Source organism: Streptomyces sp. NPDC014734 (assembly GCF_043083325.1).
Taxonomy (GTDB): Bacteria; Actinomycetota; Actinomycetes; order Streptomycetales; family Streptomycetaceae; genus Streptomyces.
The window spans coordinates 20,275-44,319 of the sequence record NZ_JBIBYN010000039.1; the positions used below are offsets into that span (position 1 = coordinate 20,275).

The window sequence follows — 24,045 nt, forward strand, 5'->3', positions numbered from 1 at the left end:
CCCTGACAGCGCCTTACCCCGGGCACTGTGGGATTCCTACAGCGTGTGCCCCGAACGGGCGCCTCCGGTACCGGCCGGTCCGTCCGGCGGCCCCGGAGCGTTCCCGGGGCCGCCGGGAAGGGCGGGCCGGTGTCCGTCCGCCTCGGTGGTATTTCCGGCGCGACGCCGCTTCGGGCGTGCTTCACTTCCTCGTGCATGATCCGAAGTACATGATCAGGACTTCCGCGTACGGGGATCGGGAGTACGTGATCCGGGGCCGCCCGCACACGGTCCGGAGGCACGTGTTCCGGACCTCCGCGTGCGTGGTCCGAGGGCGTGTGACGAAAAGAGGAGGCCGCGCGTGGCCCATGACATCGATCCATCATTTCTCGCCCTGCCCCTGCGGGCCCTCGCCGACGCGGCGCTCGCCCGCGCCCGGGCGCTCGGGGCCGCGCACGCCGACTTCCGTTTCGAACGGGTGCGCAGCGCGTCCTGGCGGCTGCGGGACGCCCGGCCGGCCGGCAGCTCGGACACCACCGATCTCGGGTACGCGGTGCGCGTGGTGCACGGCGGGGCGTGGGGGTTCGCGTCGGGTGTGGACCTGACGATGGACGCCGCGGCGAAAGTGGCCTCGCAGGCCGTCGCCATGGCGAAGCTGTCGGCGAAAGTGATCGCCGCGGCCGGGTCCGACGAGAGGGTGGAGCTGGCGGACGAGCCGGTGCACGGCGAGCGGACCTGGGTCTCGGCCTACGAGATCGACCCGTTCTCCGTGCCGGACGAGGAGAAGGCGGGACTGCTCGCCGAGTGGAGCGGGCGGCTGCTCGGCGCGGAGGGGGTCGCGCATGTGGACGCCTCGCTGACCACCGTTCACGAGAACAAGTTCTACGCGGACACGGCGGGCACCGTCACCACGCAGCAACGGGTACGGCTGCACCCGGAGTTCACCGCGGTCGCCGTGAACGGGACCACGGGTGAGTTCGACTCGATGCGGACGATCGCCCCGCCGGCGGGCCGCGGCTGGGAGTACCTGACCGGGACCGGCTGGGACTGGGACCGGGAGCTGGACGAGATCCCCGGGCTGCTGGCCGAGAAGATGCGGGCACCTGGCGTCGAGGCGGGAGCGTACGACCTGGTCGTCGACCCGTCGAACCTGTGGCTGACCATTCACGAGTCGATCGGCCACGCCACCGAACTGGACCGGGCGCTGGGCTACGAGGCGGCGTACGCGGGGACCTCGTTCGCCACCTTCGACAAGTTGGGCGAGCTGGCGTACGGCTCGTCCGTGATGAACGTGACCGGTGACCGGACCGCCGAGCACGGGCTGGCGACCGTCGGGTACGACGACGAGGGCGTCGAGGCGCAGTCCTGGAACCTGATCGAGAACGGGACGCTGGTCGGGTACCAGCTGGACCGCCGGATGGCGAGGCTGACGGGACTGGGGCGGTCCAACGGCTGCGCGTACGCGGACTCCCCGGGGCATGTCCCGGTGCAGCGGATGGCGAACGTGTCGCTGCTGCCGGAGCCGGGCGGTCCCTCCACTCAGGACCTGATCGGCGGGGTGGAGCGCGGGATCTACGTGGTCGGCGACCGGTCGTGGTCGATCGACATGCAGCGCTACAACTTCCAGTTCACCGGTCAGAGGGCATACACGATCCGGAACGGCCGCCTTGAGGGGCAGATCCGGGACTTTGCCTATCAGGGGGTCACACCCGAGTTCTGGAGTTCCATGGAGGCTGTGGGAGGACCCTCTACTTACGTGCTGGGAGGCGCCTTCAACTGCGGAAAGGCCCAACCTGGACAGGTCGCAGCCGTCTCCCACGGATGCCCGACCGCACTGTTTCGAAGTGTGAATATCCTGAACACGTCGAACGAGTAGGGGCGCGTCCGACCATGTAGCCGCTCGGGCTCAAAGTCCGCACCAGGTCGACACCCGATCACAGCGAACCTCTCTGGGCCACGTCGTCCCAGCCCTCCACGTCCTCGTCCGACGGGGTCAGCGAGGGCGGGACGACGAGGCCCCTGAAGGGCTCCCGCTTCAGCCCCAACCGGTTGTGAACGGTCCGGGCCCCTCGAACCGTCGCACGACGGACGAGGTGCCCATAGACCAGTTCTGTCGTTCTCGTAGTCCGGTGCCCGACCCACGCCGCGACTTCAAAGAGCGGGATCCCGGCATGAATCGCCTCCGAGACAAAAAGCGCCGAAAGCTCTTGGGGGTGCAGCCGGGAGTGCCCGCCCTTTTGGCAGCAGCCTTGAACTGGTCCAGGAAGCAGTCATGGGACGGATGCCTTTCGATCAACCGGGGCGATTCGAAGAACCAGCCCCGATCCCCCCACGTACCCAACGTGTCGATGTGATCGTTGAAAATCTCAGCGATCGATTCGGGCACCGGCTTGTACGGACACGTCGGCGGGCGGGGCATCTCCGCATTCCCGATTCCCGCAGAAACACGCCCCGCGCCCCGGAACGCCGTCCCTGACCTACGGGTCCGTGCTCGCCGGTCAGAAGCAGGCAGGCGAGCACCCGGGCCTGAGGCTACGGCTCCCCGAACGACGTACTCCACCCACCACGGGAGAAGTGACACACCCCGTCCGGGGTGATGCGGACCCGTGCGCCGAGCAGCGGCAACGACCCTTCCGCATTGAGGCGGTTACGGATGCGTTCCAGGGCGTTCCACAGCTTTCGGGGGCCGCCCTGATGGACTTCCGGCGGGTCGATCCAGTCGGCGGAAGCGCGAGCCCACGACCCGTCGGGGTGGACCAGGAGCGCGGTCCGGGTCGTGCCGCCTTGCTCCTCGTAGGCGGCTTCCACGCCGGGGACGGTCAGTTCCAGCATGGACCGCAGCTCCCACGCCCCGGCCACATCGACGACGGGGTAGCGGCCCGTCCCGACGTCTTCCCCGTCCGCACCCCGTGCAAGGGCGAACAACTCCGTGAGTGCGGGCGGGTAGTCGTCGCCGGACCGGGTGACCATGAACCCGGCCATGTCACGTTCCACCCGGCCGACCACACCGCCGTCGGTGTGCTTCCACCCGGTGATGATCAGGCACGTCCGCCCGAGTGTCGTGGCGATGTGCCCGCCCGGTTCCAGCGCGGCGAGCACGGGCCGCAGCCCGGCACCGGCGGGCAGGCCAACCGTGGAAACGATCCGGTCGTAGCGGCCGGGTACGTGCTCGGTTGCGTCGGCGGTAACGAAGTGCGGGTAGATGTCGAGCCGGGCCAGCCGCTCACCGGCCACGCGGGTCAGATAGGGGTCCACGTCCAGGCTGGTCACGTGCCGGGCCCCGATCCGCCGAGCGGCATACGCGGTGAGCCCGCCGCTCCCGGTACCGAGGTCCAGCACCGACAACCTGTCCCCCAACCGGGCGTGGCGGAGCATGCGTACCACCAGGCCCGGCATGGTGGCCGACGACGTGGGCTGTCCCCCCGTCCACTCACCCGCCCCGGCGTGATCGGCGTGCCGGGCGCCGACCCTGGTGACCAACGACCGGTCCGAGTAGGCCGCTCGCATCCATGCTTCCGGATCGCTCGCGCCGTCACGCAGCACCCAGCCCGCACCGTCCACGCCTCGTTCCCACCAACGGGGCACCAGCTCATGACGGGGCACGCTCGCCACCGCCGCCAGCCACCACGAATCGGGGTCCGTCACCTCGTCCGCGAGCCGCCCCGCAGGTCCGTGCCAGTCGTCCATACCCGCCAGCCTTTCAGTACTTGGGGGCACACGCGGTGGTGTTCGCAGGGTCGCAGTCGCTGCTGTCATTGGGCGGGCAGCCGCCTTGAGCGGGTGGCGGAACCCGGGCCGCGAGGTCCGCCCACGCCTCCCCGCCCAGCAGTTCCGCCAACCGCACCTCACGCACGTTCCCCACCGGGAAGTCCCGCGCCAGCACGCACCCCGCCAGATCCCCGTTCGGCAGGACAGCCGCCCGCCCACGCGTGCACCGCCCGCACATCTCATCCAGCGCAGGAGACTGCCCCGGCAGCAACGCCCGCCCCACCGCACGCGCCCGGTCCACGTTGATCCGGGTCACCCCCATGGATTGCAGTTCGGCACGAGCCTGCTCAATCCGTTGCCCCGGCAGGACTTCCACGATCCCCGCCCGAACCGTCACACCCCGGTTCACCGCCTCCCGGATGTTGCACCGAGTCCGGACGTAGCTCCCTCCTCGGCCCGTGACCGTGTCATGTTCGGCCGGTTCATCGCTGTAGTAGCTGGTCGCGAGCGTCACCGCAGGATGCGTGAAGATGTCCCACCACGCCTCATGCACCGTGTACAGATTGCTGTACACCTCCACGTGACGCCCGAGCGTCAGCGCGTGTTCGGTCAGGTCCCGCCAGTGCGGGTGAACCGTCGGCTCCCCACCGATGATCTGAATCGTCCGGATGCCCAGCGCAGCGGCATCGGAGATCACCGTCAGCCAGTCATCGAGGGTCATGCTCCCGTGACTCGCCTGTGGACTCGACTCCGACAAGCAGTGGGAGCAAGCCAGTTGGCACTTCCCGGTGATCTCCAGCTCCAGGGACTGGATACTTCCCACCGGCTCATGGGTCGGTAACTCGACGAACGTGGTCATTGCTTCGTTCCTCTCTCCTGAGTGAGTGGTGCACTGCGTTCACTGACCCGCCCCGCCGCCTGAACAACGGCGAGGCGGAAGACCAAGTGGGCCCCGCCGCTCCGCCACGAGGAAGGGCGGGGCCCTGACCCTTCACAGAGCCCTGATACGGCGCGGAAAGCGCGCCCCTACTGTTCTCCTCGTCGTTGGTAGGCGATGTGCTCGGCCAAAGCATCGAGCTGACGACAGTGGTAGTGGGTCCCCGGAGAAAGCCGCCGCAACTCCGCTTCCCACGGCCGCCCACCGGGCCGTACGACCATGGCCCGCGTGCCATGGGCATGGATCACCATGCAAGGCATCTCCTTGGCCCGGTCGAACACCACCTGCCCAGGCCGCAACTGCCGTGCCGACGTGAACACCGGCACCCCCACCGGCACCTGCGCCGGGAGAACACGCCCCTGCACCGCAGGCGACGCCGCAGGCAGACTGATCCCTCGGGGCTCCATCACAGCCTCCAGAAATCGCGCCGGGCGTTCTCGTCACAGACCCGAGCCCGAAGTTCCAGAAGCACGGAGCTATCCGCCTTCGCCACCTGAGCGGTGTCATCAGGGCACCCGGGCGCCCCGCACTCGCACGGCGGAAAGGCCACCGACGACCGCCACGGGCAATCCGCCTCTTCCCACGCCTCGGAGTCCATCACCGCACCACCACCCCGTGACACGAAGGCGCCACGGACCCCGTTCGGGCCAAATGCTCCCTCAGCGGCAGGTTCAAGAACCAAAGCGCGGCTCGGAGGACCCAGGCGATAGGGTTGTTCATGTCGACGCTCCTTCAAAGCGTTGGCCATGCCCCCGGGCCGTTCACGCGGTCGCGGGGGTCTCGCTCATAAGAGTCAACGCTTCGGACGACCAGGCGACTTGCACACTTCTTGCACACTTGGCCGGGCACGCCATGGAGGGATTTGCGACCATGGGTTGTGAGGACCGTCACCTAGTGGGGAAGACGCACGCCATGAGCGCTACGCAGGTACCCGGACCAGGCTCCAACGTCGCGGCCCGCCGAAAGGAAATCGGCCTGAGTCAAGTGGCCCTAGCACGAAGAGCAGGAGTGTCGGTGTCACTCCTCAGCAAGATTGAGGTAGGGGACCGGGCACTGAGTCAAGGCGTAGGCGCCTCACTCGCTCAAGCCATGAACATCACCCTTGACGAACTCCTGGGGAGTGCACCGGAGAAGAATCTAGGTGACCTCGATTGGGCCATCCGCAGATTCAACATTCCCGGGGATCCACCGGAACACCCGGAGACCCTACAAAAAGAAGTAGACGAACTCAACCGTCTCCGACTGGACGCAGAGCTTTCGCAAGTCCTTCTGCGACTCCCAAGGCTCCTCACCCGAGTGACTAATCACGCTCACCTAACTGGCAAACCAAAGTCTTGGGGTCTGGTATCTGACACATACGGAATTGTCTATTGGCTGGCCGCACGTCACAGGTGGATGCACCTAGCCGAATTGGCCACCATGAAGCAACTTGTCGCCGCAGAGCAAGCCGACCCCATCGCAGCTATCGTTGCTGCACGAGACGAGGCTGGCACCTTCCTCAACTCCGGCGACTTTGAAGGAGGGTTGGCCCTGATCGACCGCTCCGTGATTCATGCGGAATCGACGCTCACCGGGCGAGAACGCGCCTACGGCCTCGGCATTCTACATCTGCGCGGCTTAACCCTTGCGGGACGGCTCAAGGATAAACAAACCACCAATCGCCATATTCAAGCAGCATGGCGGGCCGCCGAGTATTTTCCCGAAGATATCACTGCGCACGGAATCCTTTTCGGCGCAGAGAACACAGCCACACACGTAATCTCCACCGCGTCAGATATGGATCAACACCGCCAAGCAATGAATGCAGCAGACGACCTGATTCGCGGAGGAATGCCCCTCCCAGCTGCACGCGTCGGACCTCTCTACATGAACCTGGGCCGCTCCCAACTCGCCGTAGGAGACCAGGATGGAGCCCTGGAGAGCCTGGAGAAGGCATGGAGGGTCACTCCAGAAATGGCGGCAGTCCATCCAACCAGCCTGGAGTTGACACGCGTCCTGCTGTCCAAGCACAAGCGCAGCAACGAACGGCTGACCAAGTTGGCGAAGCGTGCTGGCATCTCGATGTGAAGGGCGTGAATCACGCCGAACCCCGGTCGTAAAGTGGCACCTCTACAAGCACGAGTAAGGCCAAGTCCGCACATGCAACCTCCCTACCGGCCAACGTCGGAGAGCCGTCCCTCGACCTCAGCAGCCGATAGGTACCCTCTCTTGATTCGACCGCTCGCGAGGCCTTTGCAGGGCGTCCCAGAACAGGCCCCGCAGTCGTCACCAGGGTCATCACCGGGACCCGCACTGTCCGGTTTCAACCAGTATGAACAGGGATTGAGGGCAGACCATGAATAACCGCCTGACCTGCACAAATGCCGGTCACAAGGGTATGCCCCCTGACCTTGCGGAGAACTTCCAGTTCACCGGTCAGCGGTTCTTCCGGATCGAGAACGGCAGGCTGGCCGGGCAGTTGCGCGATGTCGCGTACCAGGCGACGACGACGGAGTTCTGGGGATCGATGGAGAAGGTCGGCGGCCCGCAGACCTATGTGCTGGGCGGCGCCTTCAACTGCGGCAAGGCCCAGCCGGGCCAGGTCGCGGCCGTCTCGCACGGCTGCCCCTCCGCCCTGTTCCGGGGCGTGAACATCCTCAACACGACGCAGGAGGCCGGCCGATGAGCCGCGTCAGCAAGCCGCACGAGATCGTCGAGCGGGCTCTCGACCTGTCCACCGCCGACGGCTGCGTGGTCATCGCCGACGAGGAGTCGTCGGCGAATCTGCGCTGGGCCGGCAACGCGCTCACCACGAACGGCGTGACGCGCGGGCGGACCCTCACCGTCGTCGCGACCGTCGACGGGGCGCGGGGCACCGCGTCCGGGGTGGTGTCGCGGTCCGCGGTGACCGCCGACGACCTGGAGCCGCTGGTGCGGGCCGCCGAGGCCGCCGCGCGCGCGGCCGGTCCGGCGGAGGACGCCCAGCCGCTGGTCGGCGGGGTACCGGCCTCGCCCGACTTCGCGGACGCCCCGGCCGAGACCGGTTCGGACGTCTTCGCGGAGTTCGCCCCGGCGCTGGGCGACGCGTTCGCCCGTGCCCGGTCGGGCGGCCGTGAGCTGTACGGCTTCGCCCACCACCAGCTGACCTCGACGTACCTGGGCACGTCGACGGGGCTGCGGCTGCGTCACGACCAGCCGAACGGAACCCTGGAACTCAACGCCAAGTCGCCCGACCGGTCCCGCCCGACCTGGGCGGGCCGCTCCACCCGCGACTTCGGGGACGTCGATCCGATCGGACTCGACACGGAGCTGGCGCGGCGGCTGCGCTGGGCCGAGCGCCGCGTCGACCTGCCCGCCGGACGGTACGAGACGCTGCTGCCGCCGACCGCCGTGGCCGACCTGCTGATCTACCAGCTGTGGTCGTCGGCGGCCCGGGACGCCGTGGAGGGACGCACGGCGTTCTCCCGGCCGGGAGGCGGGACACGGCTCGGCGAGACACTGTCCGCGTTGCCGCTGTCGCTGCGCAGCGACCCGCACGCGCCGGGGCTCGAATCGGCGCCGTTCGTGATCGCCCACTCCTCCGGGGACAGCGCCTCCGTCTTCGACAACGGGCTGCCGCTGACGTCGACCGACTGGATCCGGGACGGCCGGCTGGAGCATCTGACGACCACCCGGCACACGGCGGGGCTGACCGGTCTGCCGGTCGCACCCGCCGCCGACAACCTGGTGCTCGACGGCGGCGGCGATCAATCGCTGGAGGAGATGGTCGCGGCGACGACCGGCCGCGCGCTGCTGCTGACCTGCCTGTGGTACATCCGGGAGGTCGATCCGGCGACCCTGCTGCTGACCGGGCTGACCCGGGACGGGGTGTACCTCGTCGAGGACGGGGAGGTCATCGGCGAGGTGAACAACTTCCGGTTCAACGAGTCGCCGGTCGACCTGCTGTCGCGGGCCGCGGAGGCGGGCCGTACGGAGAAGACGCTGCCGCGCGAGTGGAGCGACTGGTTCACCCGGGCGGCCATGCCCGCGCTGCGGATCCCGGACTTCAACATGAGTTCGGTGAGTCCCGGCGTCTGACCCGGCCCGGGCCGGGTCCTCGAACCGCCGCCGTCCGGCCGGTGCCGGCCGGCGGCGCGGGGACCCGGCCCAGGGCTGTCCCGTAATCCCCGCCGGGCGCGCGACGACAGCTACGGCACCTCGCGGCGTTGCCGGAACGTCCGCACGCATCCGGTGGGCGAATGCCCCTCCGCCCCGCGATGCGCCGCATCCGGCGCCGCGCACTGATCCACCACGGATACGGGGCAGCCCTTAGACTGGCTGTCGCCATCCGACGCACATGCCACGATCCGCGCACACCGCGATCCGTGAGTGCCGCGTCCCGATGCACATCTGATGCACATCCGAGGAGAGAAAGAACCGTGACGGACATCGTCGACGAGCTGAAGTGGCGCGGGCTGTTCGCCCAGTCCACCGATGAGGACGCACTGCGCAAGGCTCTCGCGGACGGCCCCGTCACGTTCTATTGCGGCTACGACCCCACCGCGGCGAGCCTGCACGTCGGCCACCTGGTGCAGGTGCTCACCATGCGCCGCCTCCAGCAGGCCGGTCTGCGGCCGCTCGCCCTGGTGGGCGGGGCCACCGGTCAGATCGGTGACCCGCGCCCGACCGCCGAGCGCACGCTGAACGATCCGGCGACGGTCGCCGAGTGGGTGGCGCGGCTGCGGACGCAGATCGAGCCGTTCCTCTCCTTCGAGGGCGAGAACGCGGCGGTCATGGTGAACAACCTGGACTGGACCGCGGGACTGTCCGCGATCGAGTTCCTCCGCGACATCGGCAAGCACTTCCGCGTCAACAAGATGCTGACCAAGGAGTCCATCGCCCGGCGGCTGGAGTCCGACGAGGGCATCAGTTACACCGAGTTCAGCTACCAGTTGCTCCAGAGCATGGACTTCCTGGAGCTGTACCGACGCCACGGCTGCACCCTCCAGCAGGGCGGCAGCGACCAGTGGGGCAACCTCACCGCGGGCCTTGACCTGATCCACCGCCTGGAGCCGGGTGCCGAGGTGCACGCGCTGGCGACGCCGCTGATGACGAAGGCGGACGGGACCAAGTTCGGCAAGACCGAGGGCGGGGCCGTGTGGCTCGACCCGACGATGACGACGCCGTACGCCTTCTACCAGTTCTGGCTGAACGTGGACGACCGGGACGTCTCCCGTTACTCCCGCATCCTCAGCTTCCGCAGCCCGGCGGAGCTGGAGGAGCTGGAGAAGGTCACCGAGGAGCGTCCGCAGGCCCGGACGGCGCAGCGCGCGCTGGCCGAGGAGCTGACGACGCTGGTGCACGGCGCCGACCAGTGCGCCGCGGTCATCGCCGCGTCGAAGGCGCTCTTCGGCCAGGGCGAGCTGGACGAGCTGGACGAGGCGACGCTGGGCGCCGCGCTGTCCGAGGTTCCGCACGCGCGGGTCACCGAACCCGGCCCGCTGGTGGACCTCCTGGTGGAGGTCGGCCTGGCCCCGAGCAAGTCGGGCGCCCGCCGCACGGTGAAGGAGGGCGGCGCGTACCTGAACAACGTCAAGATCACGGACGGCGAGAGCGCGCCGGACCGTGACCAGTTGCTGCACGGGCGCTGGCTGGTGCTGCGCCGGGGCAAGAAGAACCTCGCCGCCGTCGAGGTCACCGGCTGATCCCTCGCCGTCGACCTGCCGCGGCCGGATACGCACGGGGCGTGTCCGGCCGCGGTGCGTCGCCGTCCGGACGTTCCGGGCGGGCCCGGGGCGGTGTCCGCGCCCCGTTCAGGACGGATGCCCCTTTCGGACGGATGCCCCGTTCAGGATCGGTGTCTGTTGCCGCGGAACGACGCCCACAGCATGTCGCCGACGCCGACGACCACCACCGCACCGATCAGCTGGAGCAGGTGGCGCGTCCAGTCGATGCCCTTGGTGTCGTTGACCCCCAGCCAGGTGGCGACGGCGTTGCCCAGCACGCTGCCGATCATGCCGAAGATGATCGTCAGCCAGATGGGGATGTTCTGTTTGCCCGGCAGGATCGCCTTCGCGATCAGGCCGAGCACCAGTCCCACGATGATTGCCCACAACCAGCCCATGTCGCCTCCTCGTGCGACGCGATGTCGCGCATGTGCGGCCCAGTCTCGGCGTGGTGGCGGGGCCCCGCACGCCGGGCGCGTCCGTACGCGGCGCCCCGGACGGCCGGTGGTACCGCCCGCCGGTCCGCGCCAGGGGTCCGGCGCGGCCCGTGGGTGCGGTCCGGTCGGCGATCGGCCGAACGCGACGCGCCCCGGTAGCGGAGCCGGCGGAGGCCGGGCGTACGGTGGACGCGGTCCGGTCCGGGCAGGTCCGGCGCGGAAATGAGGTCTTCCCCGGGCCATCCGGTGCCGGGGAAGGGTGGTGGAGACGTGATGCGGAAGCAGAACGGTGTCGACGGGGTCTTCCGGATCACGGGGGCCCGGCAGGGGCTCGCGGACGATGTGCGCGGCAGACAGCGGCGCTATGTGATCTCGATGTCGGTGCGCACGGTCTCGGTGATCCTGGCCGCGGCGCTGTGGAACGTCGAGCGGTACGTGGCGATCGTGGCGCTGGTCCTCGGAGCTCTGCTCCCGTACGTGGCCGTGGTGATCGCCAACGCCGGCCGCGAGTCCACCCCAGGACTTCCCTCGACGTTCATCCCCGCACCGGTGCGACCGGCACTCGACACCCCCCGCGTCTCCGGCACATCGGCGTCCGACGGGGCCGGGCACGAGGGGGACACCACGTGAGCCCCGCGGGGACGCGGTGCCGTACGAGGGTTGCGCACAGGCACAGTTGAGGCCGCGCCGCACCCGGATATCGCGAAAACCTCAGATCAATCGTGGAGTTACGGTGCACCGGACCCCGGTCCGCGTGACATACTTCGTGAGCGCTCCGCATCCCCCGTCGGAGCGACGGACCGACGCCGGGCAGCTCCCCCCGTGGCTGCTCGGCGTCGTTTTTTCCCGCCCGTCACACGACCGCCGGGAATGCCGGGGACAGCACGTGCGGCCTCGCCCACGACGGTCGTTAGGGTTGAGGCCGTGAACTTCCCCGATTCCGCCGCCGAGAGCGCCGCCGCCGCACCCATCTGTTCCGCCAAGGGCTGCCGGGCCGACGCGGTATGGGTCCTGGCCTGGAACAACCCGAAGCTGCACACCCCGGAGCGCCGCAAGACCTGGCTCGCCTGCGAGGAGCACCGGGAACACCTCTCCTCGTTCCTGGGCGTCCGTGGCTTCCTCAAGGACGTCGTGACGCTGGCGGAATGGGAGTCCGGGCCGGGGGGCGCCTGAGGGCCTGCCGTCCCCGGCGGGCGCGCCCCGGGTCAGCCTCCGATCGCCGACATCGGCCGGTCCGGCTGCAGGAACGACGGATCGTCCAGGCCTGATCCGGCCTTCTTCCCCCGCATCGCCAGCGTCCAGATCCGGGCGATCTCCTCGTCCGGGGCGTCCGAGCGCAGGGCCCCGCGCAGATCGGTCTCCTCACGGGCGAAGAGGCAGGTGCGCACCTGCCCGTCGGCGGTGAGCCTGGTCCGGTCGCAGGCCCGGCAGAAGGGGCGGGTGACGGAGGCGATGACGCCGACCCGGTGGGGGCCGCCGTCGACGAGCCAGCGCTCGGCGGGGGCGGAGCCGCGTTCGTCCCCGTCCTCCTCGGTGAGGGTGAAGCGGGTCCGCAGCGACCGGAGGATGTCGGCCGCCGTGATCATGCCGTCGCGCTTCCAGCCGTGCTGCGCGTCGAGCGGCATCTGCTCGATGAAGCGGAGCTCGTAGCCGTGCCCGACGGCCCAGGCGAGCAGGTCGGGGGCCTCGTCGTCGTTGAGCCCGGGCATCAGCACGGTGTTCACCTTGACCGGGGTGAGACCTGCGTCGCGGGCGGCTTCGAGACCGGCCAGCACGTCGTGGTGCCGGTCGCGGCGGGTGAGGGTCTTGAAGACGTCGGGGCGCAGGGTGTCCAGCGAGACGTTGACCCGGTCCAGACCGGCGGCGCGGAGCGCGGCGGCGGTGCGTTTCAGTCCGATGCCGTTGGTGGTGAGCGACGTCCTGGGGCGCGGGTCGAGGGCCGCGCAGCGTTCGACGACGGAGACGAGTCCGGGGCGCAGCAGCGGCTCGCCGCCGGTGAAGCGGACTTCGGTGACGCCGAGCCGGGTGACGGCGATACCGACCAGCCGGACGATCTCGTCGTCGGTGAGCAGGTCGGGCTTGGCCAGCCATTGCAGGCCCTCTTCCGGCATGCAGTAGGTGCAGCGCAGATTGCACCGGTCGGTCAGCGACACGCGCAGGTCGGTGGCGACCCGGCCGTAGGTGTCGATGAGCATGTGGGCCCCCTCCCCGGTCGTTGTCCCGGTGCCGTGCCCGGGCGGTTCGGGCCGGTGGGTCCCGGCCGGTGGGTGTCGGCCGGTGTTCCCGGCCGGTGGGTGTCGGCCGGTGTTGTCGGTCGTCACCGCCGGTCGTCCCGGGGCGGTTGTTCGGGACGACTCCTCCGAGCCTACGCGAGACCCGAGGTGCCGGAGGGGGCTCGTATGCCACGAGGAACGCCGCGGTCGTGCCGTAGGGTCCTACGACACGGCCGCGGCGACGCGGGCGCCGGAGCGATCGCGGGGGCGGGGGCACCGCCCGGCGCGGATCGGCGGTCGGCGCCCCCGGTGCGGGCGCGGGCCGGTGGCCGGGGCCGGGCCGTGTGCCGGGGCCGGGCCCGCTCAGTGTGCTCCGACACCGGTGAGGGACTTGACCTCCAGTTCGGCGTACTTGCCCTTGTCCGGCTCCTCCTTCGAGAGGAGGGAGCCGATCCAGCCGAGCAGGAAGCCCAGCGGGATGGAGATCAGCCCCGGGTTCTCCAGCGGGAACCAGGCGAAGTCGACGCCCTTGAACATGGACGTCTTCGGGTTGCCGGAGACGACCGGGGAGAACAGCACGAGGATCACCGAACTGGCCAGGCCCCCGTAGATCGACCAGAGCGCGCCCCGGGTGGTGAACCGCTTCCAGAACAGGCTGTAGAGGATGGTCGGCAGGTTCGCGGACGCGGCGACGGCGAAGGCGAGGGCGACCAGCCCGGCGACGTTCATGTCGCGTGCGAAGGCGCCCAGCAGGATCGCGACCGCGCCGATGAGGACGGTGGCCAGGCGGGCGGCGCGCATCTCCTCCTTCTCGGTGGCCTTCCCCTTGCGGATGACGTTGGCGTAGATGTCGTGCGCGAAGGAGGACGAGGAGGCGAGGGTGAGCCCCGCGACGACGGCGAGGATGGTGGCGAAGGCGACGGCCGAGATCACCGCCAGCAGCACGGCGCCCCCGGTGGAGCCGACGCCGCCGAGGTACTCGGCGAGCTGCGGCGCCGCCGCGTTGCCTGCCGGGTTCTTCGCCTTGATCTCGTCCGGGCCGATGAGGGCCGCGGCACCGAAGCCGAGCGCGATCGTCATCAGGTAGAAGGCGCCGATGATGCCGATGGCCCAGTTGACCGACTTACGGGCGGCCTTGGCGGTCGGCACCGTGTAGAAGCGGATCAGGATGTGCGGCAGGCCGGCGGTGCCGAGCACCAGGGCGATGCCGAGGGAGAGGAAGTCCAGCTTCGAGGTGCCGGTGGCGCCGTATTTGAGTCCGGGCTCCAGGAAGGCGGCTCCGTGACCGCTCTTCGAGGCGGCCGTGCCCAGCAGGTCGGAGATGTTGAAGTCGAACTTCAGCAGTACCAGGAAGGTCATCAGCAGGGCGCCCGCGATGAGCAGCACGGCCTTGACCATCTGGACCCAGGTGGTGCCCTTCATGCCGCCGATGGTGACGTACACGATCATCAGTACGCCGACCAGGGCGACGATGAGGATCTTGCCCGCGTCGCTGGTGATGCCGAGGAGGAGGGAGACCAGGACGCCCGCACCCGCCATCTGTGCCAGCAGGTAGAAGATCGAGACGACGATGGTGGAGACGCCCGAGGCGGTGCGGACCGGGCGCTGCCGCATCCGGTACGCGAGGACGTCGCCCATCGTGTAACGGCCGGAGTTGCGCAGCGGTTCGGCGACCAGCAGCAGGGCCACCAGCCAGGCGACGAGGAAGCCGATGGAGTACAGGAAGCCGTCGTAACCGAACAGGGCGATGGCTCCGGCGATCCCGAGGAACGAGGCCGCCGACATGTAGTCGCCGGAGACCGCGAGCCCGTTCTGGAACGCGGTGAACTGCCGTCCGCCCGCGTAGAAGTCGGAGGCGCTGCGGGTCTGCCGCCCGGCCCAGACGGTGATGCCCAGGGTCGCGGCGACGAAGAGCGCGAAGAGCGTGATGATCAGCGGCCGGTGCTCGGTGGTCGAGGAGGCGGCGAGGTGGACGGCGGTGTGTGCGGGGTACGCGGCGCTCATGCGTCGGCCTCCAGACGGGACTTGATGGCCTCGGCCCGCGGGTCGAGCTTCGCGGCCGCGTGGCGGGAGTAGAACCAGGCGATGAGGAACGTGCTGACGAACTGGGCGAGGCCGAAGACGAAGGCCACGTTGATGTGGCCGTACACCTGGGCGCCCATGAAGCCGCCCGCATAGTTGGACAGCAGCACGTACAGGAGGTACCAGAGGACGAAGGCGACGGTCAGCGGGAACGCGAACGAGCGGTGCGTACGGCGCAGTTCGCCGAACTCGGCGCTCTCCTGGGTCGCGACGAACGTCTCGGTCGTGGGCCCGGCGGGGCGGACGTCCGCAACGCTCTCGGGCGGTGGTGCATCGGTAGTCACGGAATCTCCTCGCGACGCGGGTGCGGTGGTGGGGACAGCGGTTTTCCGCCGGGGAACCTCGCCCGGCCGGGGACGGACATGCGCTTTCCCTGCCGTGATGGTGCGTTCCCCGACTACGGCACGGACGGCGTGTCGCGCCGGTTCACCTCCCCTCCACACTTCTCGAACACGTCTGCGCGCACCCGTCCGGCCGAAGTGGGTACCGCGAACTCATTGATGAGCGGGCATGATCCCGATAACTTCACTGGTCATGTACGCGACCGGGCATTTCAGGTGTCCGGTCGCCCGGCACGGATGATGTGGAGACCCCATGGTTCAGCTGGGTTCCAGACGGACGCGCACCCTGACGATGTCCGTCGGACTGGCACTCACGGCTTCGCTCGGCTTCCTGCCGACGGGGGCCGCCTCCGCCGCACCGGTGGACGCGCAGCCCTCGGCGGCGGTGTCGACGAACGGCCCGAAGCTCTCGTACGTGGTCAACACACGGGCCAATCACGGCACCGTCAAGCAGGTGAAGAAGGCGATAGCCGAGGCCGGCGGCACGGTGGTCGTCGCCTACGAGCAGATCGGCGTGATCGTCGTCCACTCGCAGAACCCGGACTTCGCGCAGTCGATCCGCCGGGTCAAGGGCGTCGACTCGGCGGGGGCCACCCGTACCAACCCCATCGTTCCGCAGGCCGTCACGGAGACCGGGGTCGAGCAGCCGCTCACCGCCGCGCAGGCCGACGCCGCCACGGCGCGGGCGACCGCGGACCAGGACCCGCTGGAACCGCTCCAGTGGGACCTGCCCGCCATCAAGGCGGACCAGGCGCACCGCAAGACGCTGGGCAGCAGCAAGGTCACGGTCGCGGTCATCGACACGGGCGTGGACGACACCCACCCGGACCTGGCCCCGAACTTCAACCGTGCGGCATCGGTCAGTTGTGCGACCGGGGTGCCGGACACGACGGACGGCGCCTGGCGTCCGAAGGCGGGCGAGAGCGACCACGGGACGCACGTGGCGGGCACCATCGCCGCCGCGAAGAACGGCATCGGGGTCACGGGCGTCGCGCCGGGGGTGAAGGTCGCCGGGATCAAGGTGGCGAACCCGAGCGGGTCCTTCTACACCGAGGCGGTCGTCTGCGGCTTCGTCTGGGCCGCGGAGCACGGGGTCGACGTCACCAACAACAGCTACTACACCGACCCGTGGATGTTCAACTGCAAGAACGACCCGGACCAGGGCGCCCTGGTCGAGGCCGTCGCCCGCGCCTCCCGGTACGCGGAGCGCAAGGGCACGGTCAACGTGGCCTCGGCCGGCAACAGCGCCTTCGACCTGGCCTCCCACGCCATCGAGGACACGACCAGCCCGAACGACACCACGCCGGTCACCCGGACGATCGACCCGCGCCAGTGCCTCGACATCCCGGCGATGCTGCCGGGTGTCGTGACGGTCTCCGCGACCGGCGCCAAGGGCCTCAAGGCCTCGTACTCGAACTACGGCAGGGGCGTCATCGACGTCGCGGCCCCGGGCGGCGACTCGACGGTCTACCAGACGCCCGCACCGCCCGCCACCAGCGGCCTGATCCTGTCCACGCTGCCGGGCGGCACGTACGGCTACAAGGCCGGTACGTCGATGGCCTCCCCGCACGTCGCGGGCGTCGCGGCCCTGATCAAGTCGAAGCACCCGCACGCCTCGGCGGCCGCGGTGAAGGCGCTGCTGCTGGCCGAGGCCGACGCCACCGCGTGCGGCGCGCCGTACGACATCGACGGCGACGGCACGATCGACGCCGTCTGCGAGGGCGGCAAGAGCTACAACGGGTTCTACGGGGCCGGTGTGGTGAACGCGCTCAACGCGGTCCGCTGGTAGGAAGGCGGACGGGCCGGGAGGGGCCGCGCCCCCTCCCGGCTCCCTTCACGACCGGTGGGCCGGGCCTCTCCCGGCCCACCGGTTCGCGTCCCGCCGGGTGGCACTCGGTGCCATAGTGCGGGGATGAGTCATGCACACATGTCCGGTACGGAACAGGCGTGGGCGGCGCTGGACGGGGATCCCGCGCTTCTCGCGCACGTCACGACGAGCGGCCCCGGGGGACTGCTGCCCGCCCGGCTCCCCGTCATGGAGCTCGCCGGGTCCGCGGTCGCCGTCTGCTCGCTGGCGGCCGCGGAACTGACGGCCCGCCGCACCGCGCGGCCGGTGCCACGGGTCCGGGTCGACAACGGTGCGGTGGCCACGGCGTTCACCAGCGAACGCCATCTGCGGATCGACGGGCGCGCGCCGGTCTCCTTCGCCCCGTTGTCCCGGTTCTGGCGCACGGCGGACGGCTGGGTCCGCACGCACGCCAACTACCCGCACCACCGGGCCCGGTTGCTCGGCACCGTGGGACTGTCCGCGGACACCCCGGATCCGGCCGCGGTGGACGTCGTCGCCGCCTCGTTCGCCGGGCGCCGGGGCGACGAGATCGAGGAGACCGTGTTCGCCGCGGGCGGCCTGGCCGTCGCCGCCCGCACCCCCGGGCAGTGGGCGGCCGACCCGCGCGGCGCGGCGGTCGCGGGCACCCCACTGGTGCGCCGGGAGCGTCTCGACGACGCCCCGGTCCGCCGCACGGCGCCGCTCACCGGTGAACCGTCTCTGCCCCTGGCCGGGGTCCGGGTCCTGGACCTCACCCGGGTCATCGCGGGCCCCGTCGCCACCCGTACCCTCGCCCTGCTCGGCGCGGACGTGCTGCGGATCGACGCCCCGCAGCTCCCGGAGAGCCCCGACGCGCACGCCGACACCGGCTTCGGCAAGCGTTCGGTGGACCTCGACCTGTCGGCCCCCTCGGGCCTCGCCGTCCTCGACGCGTTGCTGGCCGCGGCGGACGTGGTCGTCATCGGCTACCGGCCCGGTGCGGTGGACCGGCTGGGGCCGTCCCCCGAGTACCTGACCGCGCGCAGGCCGGGGCTGGTGATCGGGCGGCTCTCGGCATGGGGGCACGGCCCGTGGGCGCTGCGGCGCGGCTTCGACAGTCTGGTCCAGGTGGCGACGGGCATCGCCTCGGTGGAGGCCACGGCCGGGGCCGGGCGACCGCCGGGCGCGCTGCCCGCGCAGGCGCTCGACCACGGCACCGGCTACCTGCTGGCCGCCGCCGTGCTGCGCGCGCTGACCGAACAGCACGAGGAGGGCGGATCCAGGCTGGTGACGCTCTCGCTCGCCCGCACCGCGTCCTGGCTGCTCGACGAGCTGCCCGTCGGACGGGAGGCCGGGTCCGGCACCTCGGCGTACGATCCGGGGCGGTGGCTGACGGAGACGGACAGCCCGCTGGGCCGGCTGCGCCACGCCCTGCCGCCGGTCGGCTTCGACGGTTCGCCCGCCGACTGGTCGCGGCCGCCCGGCCCCCTGGGTTCGGACACGGCCGCCTGGCTCGCGGCGGACTGAGCGGGGCCGGTCCGTAGCCGCGCGGTCGTCATGCGGTGCTACGGCCGCCCGGCCCCGGGGTCACCTGCCCTCACCGGTCCGAGACCGCCCGGTGCGCGCCCCCGGGGCCGCGCGCCGGGGGCGAGCACCCCGATCGTGAGCAGGAACTGCGCGGCGATGTAGGTGAGCATGACCCAGAAGTCCGGGGCGGGCAGTTGCGGCCAGTCGGCGATGCCGGTGGCGATGAGCGTGTCGGAGAGCAGGAAGAGCGCCCCGCCGACGGCCGCGTACCGGCCCCGGGTGCCCGCCCGGTACGCCATGGCGGTCAGCAGCAGGCTGTAGCCGGTCATCGGGACGCGGAGTTCGGCGGGCAGCCCGTTCCAGAGCAGCGCGACGACGACGGCCAGGACGACGGCGTAGAGCGCCGCGACGGACAGTGGGCTCCGGTCCCGGCCGAAGAGCCACAGGTAGCAGATGTGCCCCGCGGCGAAGGAACCCATCCCGAGCAGGAAGGCGAGATCGGCGTCGGGCAGCAGGAGCGTGTCGCCGCCCCAGCCGAACAGCAGCGCCGCGACGAGCAGACGCGGACCGCGCCGGGCGGCGGCGTACCCGGCCAGCAACGGCATCAGCAGGGGTTTGGCGACGAGATGGGCGACCCGGACGTCGGCGAGCACGCCGACGAGGTCGACGGCGCCCGCCACGAGGAACGCGACGAGCAGCGGGCGCACGAAGCGCTCCCGTCGGTCCGTGGCGGTGTCGGCGCTCATCCGGCACGCTCCCCGGCGGAACGGGGCAGCGAGGCGACGGGCGGCCCGGCGGGAGGGGTCGCGGGGGCGGCGGCGGGCTGCCAGCCCGGTCCGCGGAGCACCCGCCCGGCCCGTTCGCCCCAACTGCCCGCGGCCCGCACGTCGCGCGCGATGGCGACGTACTCGTGGGTGGCGACCCGCAGCGGGTTGAACGTGCCGATGTTCTTGGTCAGGCCGTACACGGGCCGCTCCGTCTCGGCGGTGAACGACCCGAAGATCCGGTCCCAGACGATCAGGATGCCGCCGAAGTTGCGGTCCAGGTAGCCGCCCTGCGAGGCGTGGTGCACCCGGTGGTGGGACGGCGTGTTCAGCACGTACTCGAAGGGCCGGGGGAGCCTGCCGACGCGCTCCGTGTGCACCCAGAACTGGTAGACGAGGTTCGCCGACGAGCAGAACGCGAGTGCGGCCGGGTGGACACCGCAGGCGACGAGCGGGACGTAGAACGGCCAGACGGTCAGCGAGGTCCAGGGCTGGCGCAGCGCGGTGGTGAGGTTGAACTTGCGGCTGGAGTGATGGACCACGTGGCAGGCCCAGAGGATCCGGATGACGTGGTGGCCGCGGTGGGACCAGTAGTAGAGGAAGTCCTGGGCGAGCAGCATCAGCGGGATCGTCCACCACAGCACCGGGACCCGCAGCGGCGTCAGTTCGTGGACCGCGGTGTAGATCGCGACGATGGGCACTTTCCACAGCAGGTCGAAGACCAGGCTTCCCAGCCCCATGGTGATGCTGGTGGCCGCGTCCTTCGTCTCGTACCCGACTGCCTCGTCGTCGGGGTGGAAGTGGTGGAGGGCCATCTCCAGAACGGTGAGCAGCGCGAAGGCCGGTATGGACCAGAGCACGACATCGGGCAGGTTCGGCGGCATGGCAGCACCGTAGAGCCGCGGGTCGGCCAGGACCAGACGTTGTTACCAACAAGTATGCGAGACATGGTGTCAGCAGTCTTTGGTGACTTCCGCCAACGCGGTCGTCGTACGATCCCTGCGACCGGGCCGTCCACGGGGAGGAACCACCGTGCACGGTATGGAAGTTGCGGTGCTCCGCCTGGCCACGACGGTGGCCGGAGGCGTGGGGCCCGTTCGGCACCGTTGACTGCGCCCGGGACGTGCTCGCGGCGCGGACCCGGGCCGGGGTCAGTGTCTCCGTGGCGAACGCCGACGGGATGGCGGCCCTGCGGCACGTGCCCGAGGCCCGCACGTGCCACCTGCGGAACGGGCTCGATCCGCTGCGGGAACTGCCCGAACTCGCACAGCTCACCCTGTACGCCCCGCCCGAGGACGGCCCCTACGACCTGGCGCCCCTGGCCGGTCCCGACGGGCTCACGATCACCCTCGGCGGCGAGACGGCGGCCACCGGCACCGAGTTCTTCCCGCCCGGCCGGATCGTACGACTCGGCCGAGGGCCGTCCCGCGCGCCGGCCGGAGACCCGCGCCGGACGTGATCCCCCGGCCGGCGCTCAGACCCCCACCGACCCCAGCAACTCCCCCGCCCCGTACGTGACCGCCATCGCCAACGCTCCCCCACCCATGTTCCGCAGCACGGCGGGCCGGGGAGCCGCGTCGCCCAGGCGGGCGCTCCACCAGCCCGTCAGCGCGAGCGCCGCCAGCACCGACAGCACGGTCACGAGCAGCCGCAGCGACGGCGGGGGCAGCACGATCGCCAGCAGCGGCAGCAGGGCGCCCACAGTGAACGCGAGGAAACTCGCGCCGGCCGCGTGCCACGGGTTCGTCAGTTCGTCGGGGTCGATGCCCAGCTCGACCTCGGCGTGGGCACGCAGCGCGTCGCGTTCGGTGAGCTGGAGGGCGGCCTCGCGGGCGACTTCCGGGCTCAGCCCCTTGCCCTCCAACAGGCCGCAGAGTTCGGCGAGTTCCTCCTCCGGCTCCTCCGACAGCTCCCGCTTCTCCTGGGCCAGTGCCGCCCGTTCCGAATCGCGCTGGGTGGAGACCGACACGTATTCGCCCGCCGCCATCGACATGGACCCGGCCAGCAGCCCGGCCAGGCCGGCCGTGAGCAGGGTTCCGCGGTCGCCGGTGGCACCGGCGACACCGACGACCAGCCCCGCGGTGGAGACCACGCCGTCGTTGGCGCCGAGGACCGCGGCGCGCAGCCAGTTCAGCCGCGTGCCGAGCCCGTTGCCGTGCGCTTCGTCGTGCGCCTGGGTATCCGTCACCGGGGGATGGTCTCACCCCGTCCCGTCCTCGGACGCGCACCGCCCCGGCCGGGGTGCGAACGGGCCGCGCGAAGGAGGGCGGAGCGGGGGAATAGGAGACTGTCGGTCGCGGCCCGTATTCTCTGTGACCATGCTCGACGACCGCCAGACCGCAGCACCGTGGCCGACCGCGTATCCCCAGGGGTACGCGGTCGTCGACGTGGAGACCACCGGACTCGCCCGGGACGACCGGATAGTGTCCGCCGCCGTCTACCGTCTGGACGCGTGGGGCGATGTCGAGGACCACTGGTACACCCTGGTCAACCCGCAGCGCGATCCCGGTCCCGTCTGGATCCACGGGCTGACCAGCGAGGTCCTCGAAGGGGCCCCGCTCTTCCCGGAGATCGCCGCCGAGCTGTCCGAACGGCTCGCGGGACGGGTGCTCGTCGCGCACAACGCCGCCTTCGACTGGTCGATGCTGGCCCGGGAGTACGCGCGGGCCTCGGTCACGGCCCCCGTCGAGCAGCGGCTGTGCACCATCGCGCTCTCCAAGGAGCTGCGGCTGCCGCTGCCCAACCACAAGCTGGAGTCGCTGGCCGCGCACTTCGGGGTCGTGCAGCAGCGAGCCCACCACGCGCTGGACGACGCCCGGGTGCTGGCCGAGGCGTTCCGGCCGAGTCTGCACGCGGCGGCGCGGAACGGAGTGCGGCTGCCGCTGCTGGAGTGCCGGCCGCTGACCGAGTGGTCGGATTCCCCGGTCACCCCGCGCATCGGCTATCAGCCCTCGTACGGTCAGAACAGCTGGCGTCCCTCGCGCAGGCGACCGGCGTGCCCGTACCCGAACCCGGGGCGCTACGAGAAGGACAAACCTCTCAAGCAGGGCATGCGGGTGGCGTTCTCCGGGGACACGTCCATCGACCGCGAACTGCTGGAGGACCGGGCCGTTGAGGCCGGACTGCACGTGGCGACCAGCGTGTCCCGTCTGACCAGTCTGCTCGTCACCAACGACCCGGACGCGGGAACGTCGAAGACGGTGAAGGCGAAGTCGTTCGGCACCCCGATGCTGGACGAGAGCGCGTTCACCCATCTGCTGCGCGACGTGGCCCCGGCGGCACCGCGGGCCGCCACGCCGTCATCGGAGTGAACCGGGCGCGACTCGCCCGTCCGCCGCTCGCCCGCCGCGGCCCCCGCGTCCGACCCTGTGGCGCATGGCACGTTGTGAGGTTTGCGGAAACGACTACGGCATGTCCTTCGAGGTGCACGCGCAGGGCGCGATGCACGTCTTCGACTGTTTCTCCTGCGCCATCCACCGCATGGCACCCATCTGCGAACACTGCAGGGTCCAGATCATCGGTCAGGGCGTCGAGGTCGACGGTCACTGGTACTGCGGCGGTCACTGCGCCCGCGCCGAGGGGAGGGTCGGCATCATCGACAAGGTCTGACCACCCGGCGGTTCGCCCGGGCCGTCCCGGCCGGCGGACACGCGACGGCGACCCGGCACCGGGCGTGACGACCCCGCCCCGCCCGCTTCCCTCCACCCCTGCGCGATGCACCCCATGACGCGGTTGTACCGTCATGGGGTGTACCGCTTCCTGTTGACCCGGCAGTGGCTGCTTCTCGCCCTCCTCGCCCTCGTCCTGATTCCCACCATGATCGAGCTGGGCTTCTGGCAGCTGCACCGGCATGAGCACAAGGTCGCGCAGAACTCCCTGATCTCCCGCAATCTCAAGGCGGACCCCGTTCCGGTCGCCTCGCTCACCTCGCCGGGGCACACGGTCCCGCGCTCCGACTACTGGCGCACGGTGACGGCGACGGGCACCTACGACACCGCGCACCAGGTGGTCGTGCGCCGCAGGACCGCCACCGACGACCGGATCGGTGTCCATGTGCTCACCCCCTTCGACCTGAAGGGCGGCGGCACGGTCCTGGTCAACCGCGGCTGGGTACCCGCCGCCTCCAGCCAGCGCGCGTTCCCCGACATTCCGCCGGCGCCCCGGGGCGAGGTGACCGTCACCGGGCGCCTCAAGGCCGACGAGACGACGGGCAGCAGCGGCATCAAGGACATCTCGGGCCTGCCCGACCGCCAGGTGATGCTGATCAACAGCGCCCAGGAGGCCACGCGGCTGTCCCGGCCGGTGTTCGGCGGCTACATCGAGCAGACCGCGCCCGAGCCGCCCGGAGACTCCCCGGAGCTGATCGAGACGCCCGACGACGGTTCGATCGGCCCGCACATGGCGTACGCCGTGCAGTGGTGGCTGTTCGCCGCCGGGGTCCCGGTGGGGTACGTGGTCCTCGCCCGCAGGGAGAAGCGCGACCGGGTGACGGCCGCCGCCGAGGCCGCCGGGCAGCGGTCCGCCACCGAACCGGAGCAGGCGGAACCCGCCACGGCCTGACGCCGC

Annotated in this window: 21 protein-coding genes and 2 pseudogenes; 14 read left to right on the forward strand and 9 right to left on the reverse strand. The window is 70.6% G+C overall.

Going from position 1 to position 24,045, the window contains the following annotated elements; translation table 11 throughout:
* Window positions 1-340 precede the first annotated feature (340 nt).
* Complete coding sequence (locus ACF1CT_RS36070) at window positions 341-1,855, forward strand: TldD/PmbA family protein (protein WP_391788257.1); 1,515 nt, start codon at window positions 341-343, stop codon at window positions 1,853-1,855.
* 656 nt (window positions 1,856-2,511) lie between these two features.
* Here ACF1CT_RS36070 and ACF1CT_RS36075 read toward each other — a convergent pair.
* Together ACF1CT_RS36075 and ACF1CT_RS36080 are read right to left on the reverse strand one after the other, a co-directional pair.
* The gene (locus ACF1CT_RS36075) at window positions 2,512-3,666 is read right to left on the reverse strand and encodes a methyltransferase domain-containing protein (RefSeq protein ID WP_391788258.1); all 1,155 of its coding nucleotides are present in this window, start codon (window positions 3,664-3,666) and stop codon (window positions 2,512-2,514) included.
* Window positions 3,667-3,679: 13 nt separating this feature from the next.
* On the reverse strand, window positions 3,680-4,546 hold the full coding sequence (locus ACF1CT_RS36080; protein WP_391788259.1) for a radical SAM protein: 867 nt from the start codon (window positions 4,544-4,546) through the stop codon (window positions 3,680-3,682).
* A gap of 990 nt (window positions 4,547-5,536) precedes the next feature.
* Between ACF1CT_RS36080 and ACF1CT_RS36085 the strand changes: the two are divergent.
* The 5 genes and pseudogenes from ACF1CT_RS36085 to tyrS all read left to right on the forward strand — a co-directional run.
* Window positions 5,537-5,725 (forward strand): annotated as a pseudogene (locus ACF1CT_RS36085) (helix-turn-helix domain-containing protein); the annotation flags it as partial.
* A 318-nt stretch (window positions 5,726-6,043) separates the two neighbouring features.
* On the forward strand, window positions 6,044-6,691 hold the full coding sequence (locus ACF1CT_RS36090) for a DNA-binding protein (protein WP_391788290.1): 648 nt from the start codon (window positions 6,044-6,046) through the stop codon (window positions 6,689-6,691).
* Between the two features lie 331 nt (window positions 6,692-7,022).
* Window positions 7,023-7,289 (forward strand): annotated as a pseudogene (locus ACF1CT_RS36095) (metallopeptidase TldD-related protein); the annotation flags it as partial.
* Window positions 7,286-8,680, forward strand: coding sequence for a metallopeptidase TldD-related protein (locus ACF1CT_RS36100; RefSeq protein ID WP_391788260.1), 1,395 nt, complete (start codon window positions 7,286-7,288; stop codon window positions 8,678-8,680). The pseudogene ACF1CT_RS36095 and the gene ACF1CT_RS36100, both read left to right, overlap by 4 nt.
* A gap of 341 nt (window positions 8,681-9,021) precedes the next feature.
* Window positions 9,022-10,287 carry a tyrosine--tRNA ligase gene (gene tyrS, locus ACF1CT_RS36105; protein WP_391788261.1) on the forward strand — a complete coding sequence of 422 codons (1,266 nt, stop codon included), beginning with the start codon at window positions 9,022-9,024 and terminating at the stop codon, window positions 10,285-10,287.
* A gap of 143 nt (window positions 10,288-10,430) precedes the next feature.
* Here the strand turns inward: tyrS and ACF1CT_RS36110 are convergent, their stop codons facing one another.
* Window positions 10,431-10,706, reverse strand: a complete 276-nt coding sequence (locus tag ACF1CT_RS36110) for a GlsB/YeaQ/YmgE family stress response membrane protein (RefSeq protein ID WP_391788262.1) — start codon at window positions 10,704-10,706, stop codon at window positions 10,431-10,433.
* 312 nt (window positions 10,707-11,018) lie between these two features.
* Between ACF1CT_RS36110 and ACF1CT_RS36115 the strand changes: the two genes are divergently transcribed.
* Both ACF1CT_RS36115 and ACF1CT_RS36120 read left to right on the forward strand, forming a co-directional pair.
* Window positions 11,019-11,375 carry a DUF3099 domain-containing protein gene (locus ACF1CT_RS36115; RefSeq protein ID WP_391788263.1) on the forward strand — a complete coding sequence of 119 codons (357 nt, stop codon included), beginning with the start codon at window positions 11,019-11,021 and terminating at the stop codon, window positions 11,373-11,375.
* A gap of 294 nt (window positions 11,376-11,669) precedes the next feature.
* On the forward strand, window positions 11,670-11,918 hold the full coding sequence (locus ACF1CT_RS36120) for a hypothetical protein (RefSeq protein WP_391788264.1): 249 nt from the start codon (window positions 11,670-11,672) through the stop codon (window positions 11,916-11,918).
* A 32-nt stretch (window positions 11,919-11,950) separates the two neighbouring features.
* Here ACF1CT_RS36120 and moaA read toward each other — a convergent pair whose 3' ends face one another.
* From moaA to ACF1CT_RS36135, 3 genes are all read right to left on the reverse strand, one after another.
* A complete protein-coding gene (gene moaA, locus ACF1CT_RS36125; RefSeq protein ID WP_391788265.1) occupies window positions 11,951-12,940 on the reverse strand; it encodes a GTP 3',8-cyclase MoaA in 990 nt (329 codons plus the stop codon).
* Between the two features lie 381 nt (window positions 12,941-13,321).
* Window positions 13,322-14,962: a cation acetate symporter gene (locus ACF1CT_RS36130; RefSeq protein ID WP_391788266.1), complete on the reverse strand. Its 1,641-nt coding sequence runs from the start codon at window positions 14,960-14,962 to the stop codon at window positions 13,322-13,324.
* On the reverse strand, window positions 14,959-15,324 hold the full coding sequence (locus tag ACF1CT_RS36135) for a DUF485 domain-containing protein (protein WP_391788267.1): 366 nt from the start codon (window positions 15,322-15,324) through the stop codon (window positions 14,959-14,961). Before ACF1CT_RS36135 ends, ACF1CT_RS36130 begins: the two co-directional genes overlap by 4 nt.
* Window positions 15,325-15,634: 310 nt before the next feature.
* Between ACF1CT_RS36135 and ACF1CT_RS36140 the strand changes: the two genes are divergently transcribed.
* Complete coding sequence (locus ACF1CT_RS36140; protein WP_391788268.1) at window positions 15,635-17,170, forward strand: S8 family serine peptidase; 1,536 nt, start codon at window positions 15,635-15,637, stop codon at window positions 17,168-17,170.
* A gap of 138 nt (window positions 17,171-17,308) precedes the next feature.
* Window positions 17,309-18,715, forward strand: coding sequence for a CoA transferase (locus tag ACF1CT_RS36145; protein ID WP_391788291.1), 1,407 nt, complete (start codon window positions 17,309-17,311; stop codon window positions 18,713-18,715).
* 38 nt (window positions 18,716-18,753) lie between these two features.
* On the opposite strand, the gene ACF1CT_RS36150 is transcribed toward ACF1CT_RS36145, so the two are convergent.
* Both ACF1CT_RS36150 and ACF1CT_RS36155 read right to left on the reverse strand, forming a co-directional pair.
* A complete protein-coding gene (locus ACF1CT_RS36150; protein ID WP_391788269.1) occupies window positions 18,754-19,461 on the reverse strand; it encodes a lysoplasmalogenase in 708 nt (235 codons plus the stop codon).
* Entirely contained in the window at window positions 19,458-20,363 is a 906-nt protein-coding gene (locus ACF1CT_RS36155) for a sterol desaturase family protein (protein ID WP_391788270.1), read from the reverse strand. Before ACF1CT_RS36155 ends, ACF1CT_RS36150 begins: the two co-directional genes overlap by 4 nt.
* A 278-nt stretch (window positions 20,364-20,641) precedes the next feature.
* Here ACF1CT_RS36155 and ACF1CT_RS36160 point away from each other — a divergent pair, with 278 nt between their 5' ends.
* Entirely contained in the window at window positions 20,642-20,938 is a 297-nt protein-coding gene (locus ACF1CT_RS36160) for a hypothetical protein (RefSeq protein WP_391788271.1), read from the forward strand.
* A 15-nt stretch (window positions 20,939-20,953) separates the two neighbouring features.
* Here ACF1CT_RS36160 and ACF1CT_RS36165 read toward each other — a convergent pair whose 3' ends face one another.
* Window positions 20,954-21,667 (reverse strand): VIT family protein, encoded by a 714-nt coding sequence (locus ACF1CT_RS36165; protein ID WP_391788272.1) that lies wholly within the window; start codon window positions 21,665-21,667, stop codon window positions 20,954-20,956.
* 124 nt (window positions 21,668-21,791) lie between these two features.
* On the opposite strand from ACF1CT_RS36165, the gene ACF1CT_RS36170 reads away from it, so the two are divergent.
* From ACF1CT_RS36170 to ACF1CT_RS36180, 3 genes are all read left to right on the forward strand, one after another.
* Window positions 21,792-22,790 carry a DEDDh family exonuclease gene (locus ACF1CT_RS36170; protein ID WP_391788273.1) on the forward strand — a complete coding sequence of 333 codons (999 nt, stop codon included), beginning with the start codon at window positions 21,792-21,794 and terminating at the stop codon, window positions 22,788-22,790.
* A 64-nt stretch (window positions 22,791-22,854) separates the two neighbouring features.
* Window positions 22,855-23,088, forward strand: coding sequence for a hypothetical protein (locus tag ACF1CT_RS36175; protein WP_391788274.1), 234 nt, complete (start codon window positions 22,855-22,857; stop codon window positions 23,086-23,088).
* A gap of 138 nt (window positions 23,089-23,226) precedes the next feature.
* Entirely contained in the window at window positions 23,227-24,039 is an 813-nt protein-coding gene (locus ACF1CT_RS36180; RefSeq protein ID WP_391788292.1) for an SURF1 family protein, read from the forward strand.
* The last annotated feature ends 6 nt before the right edge of the window (window positions 24,040-24,045 follow it).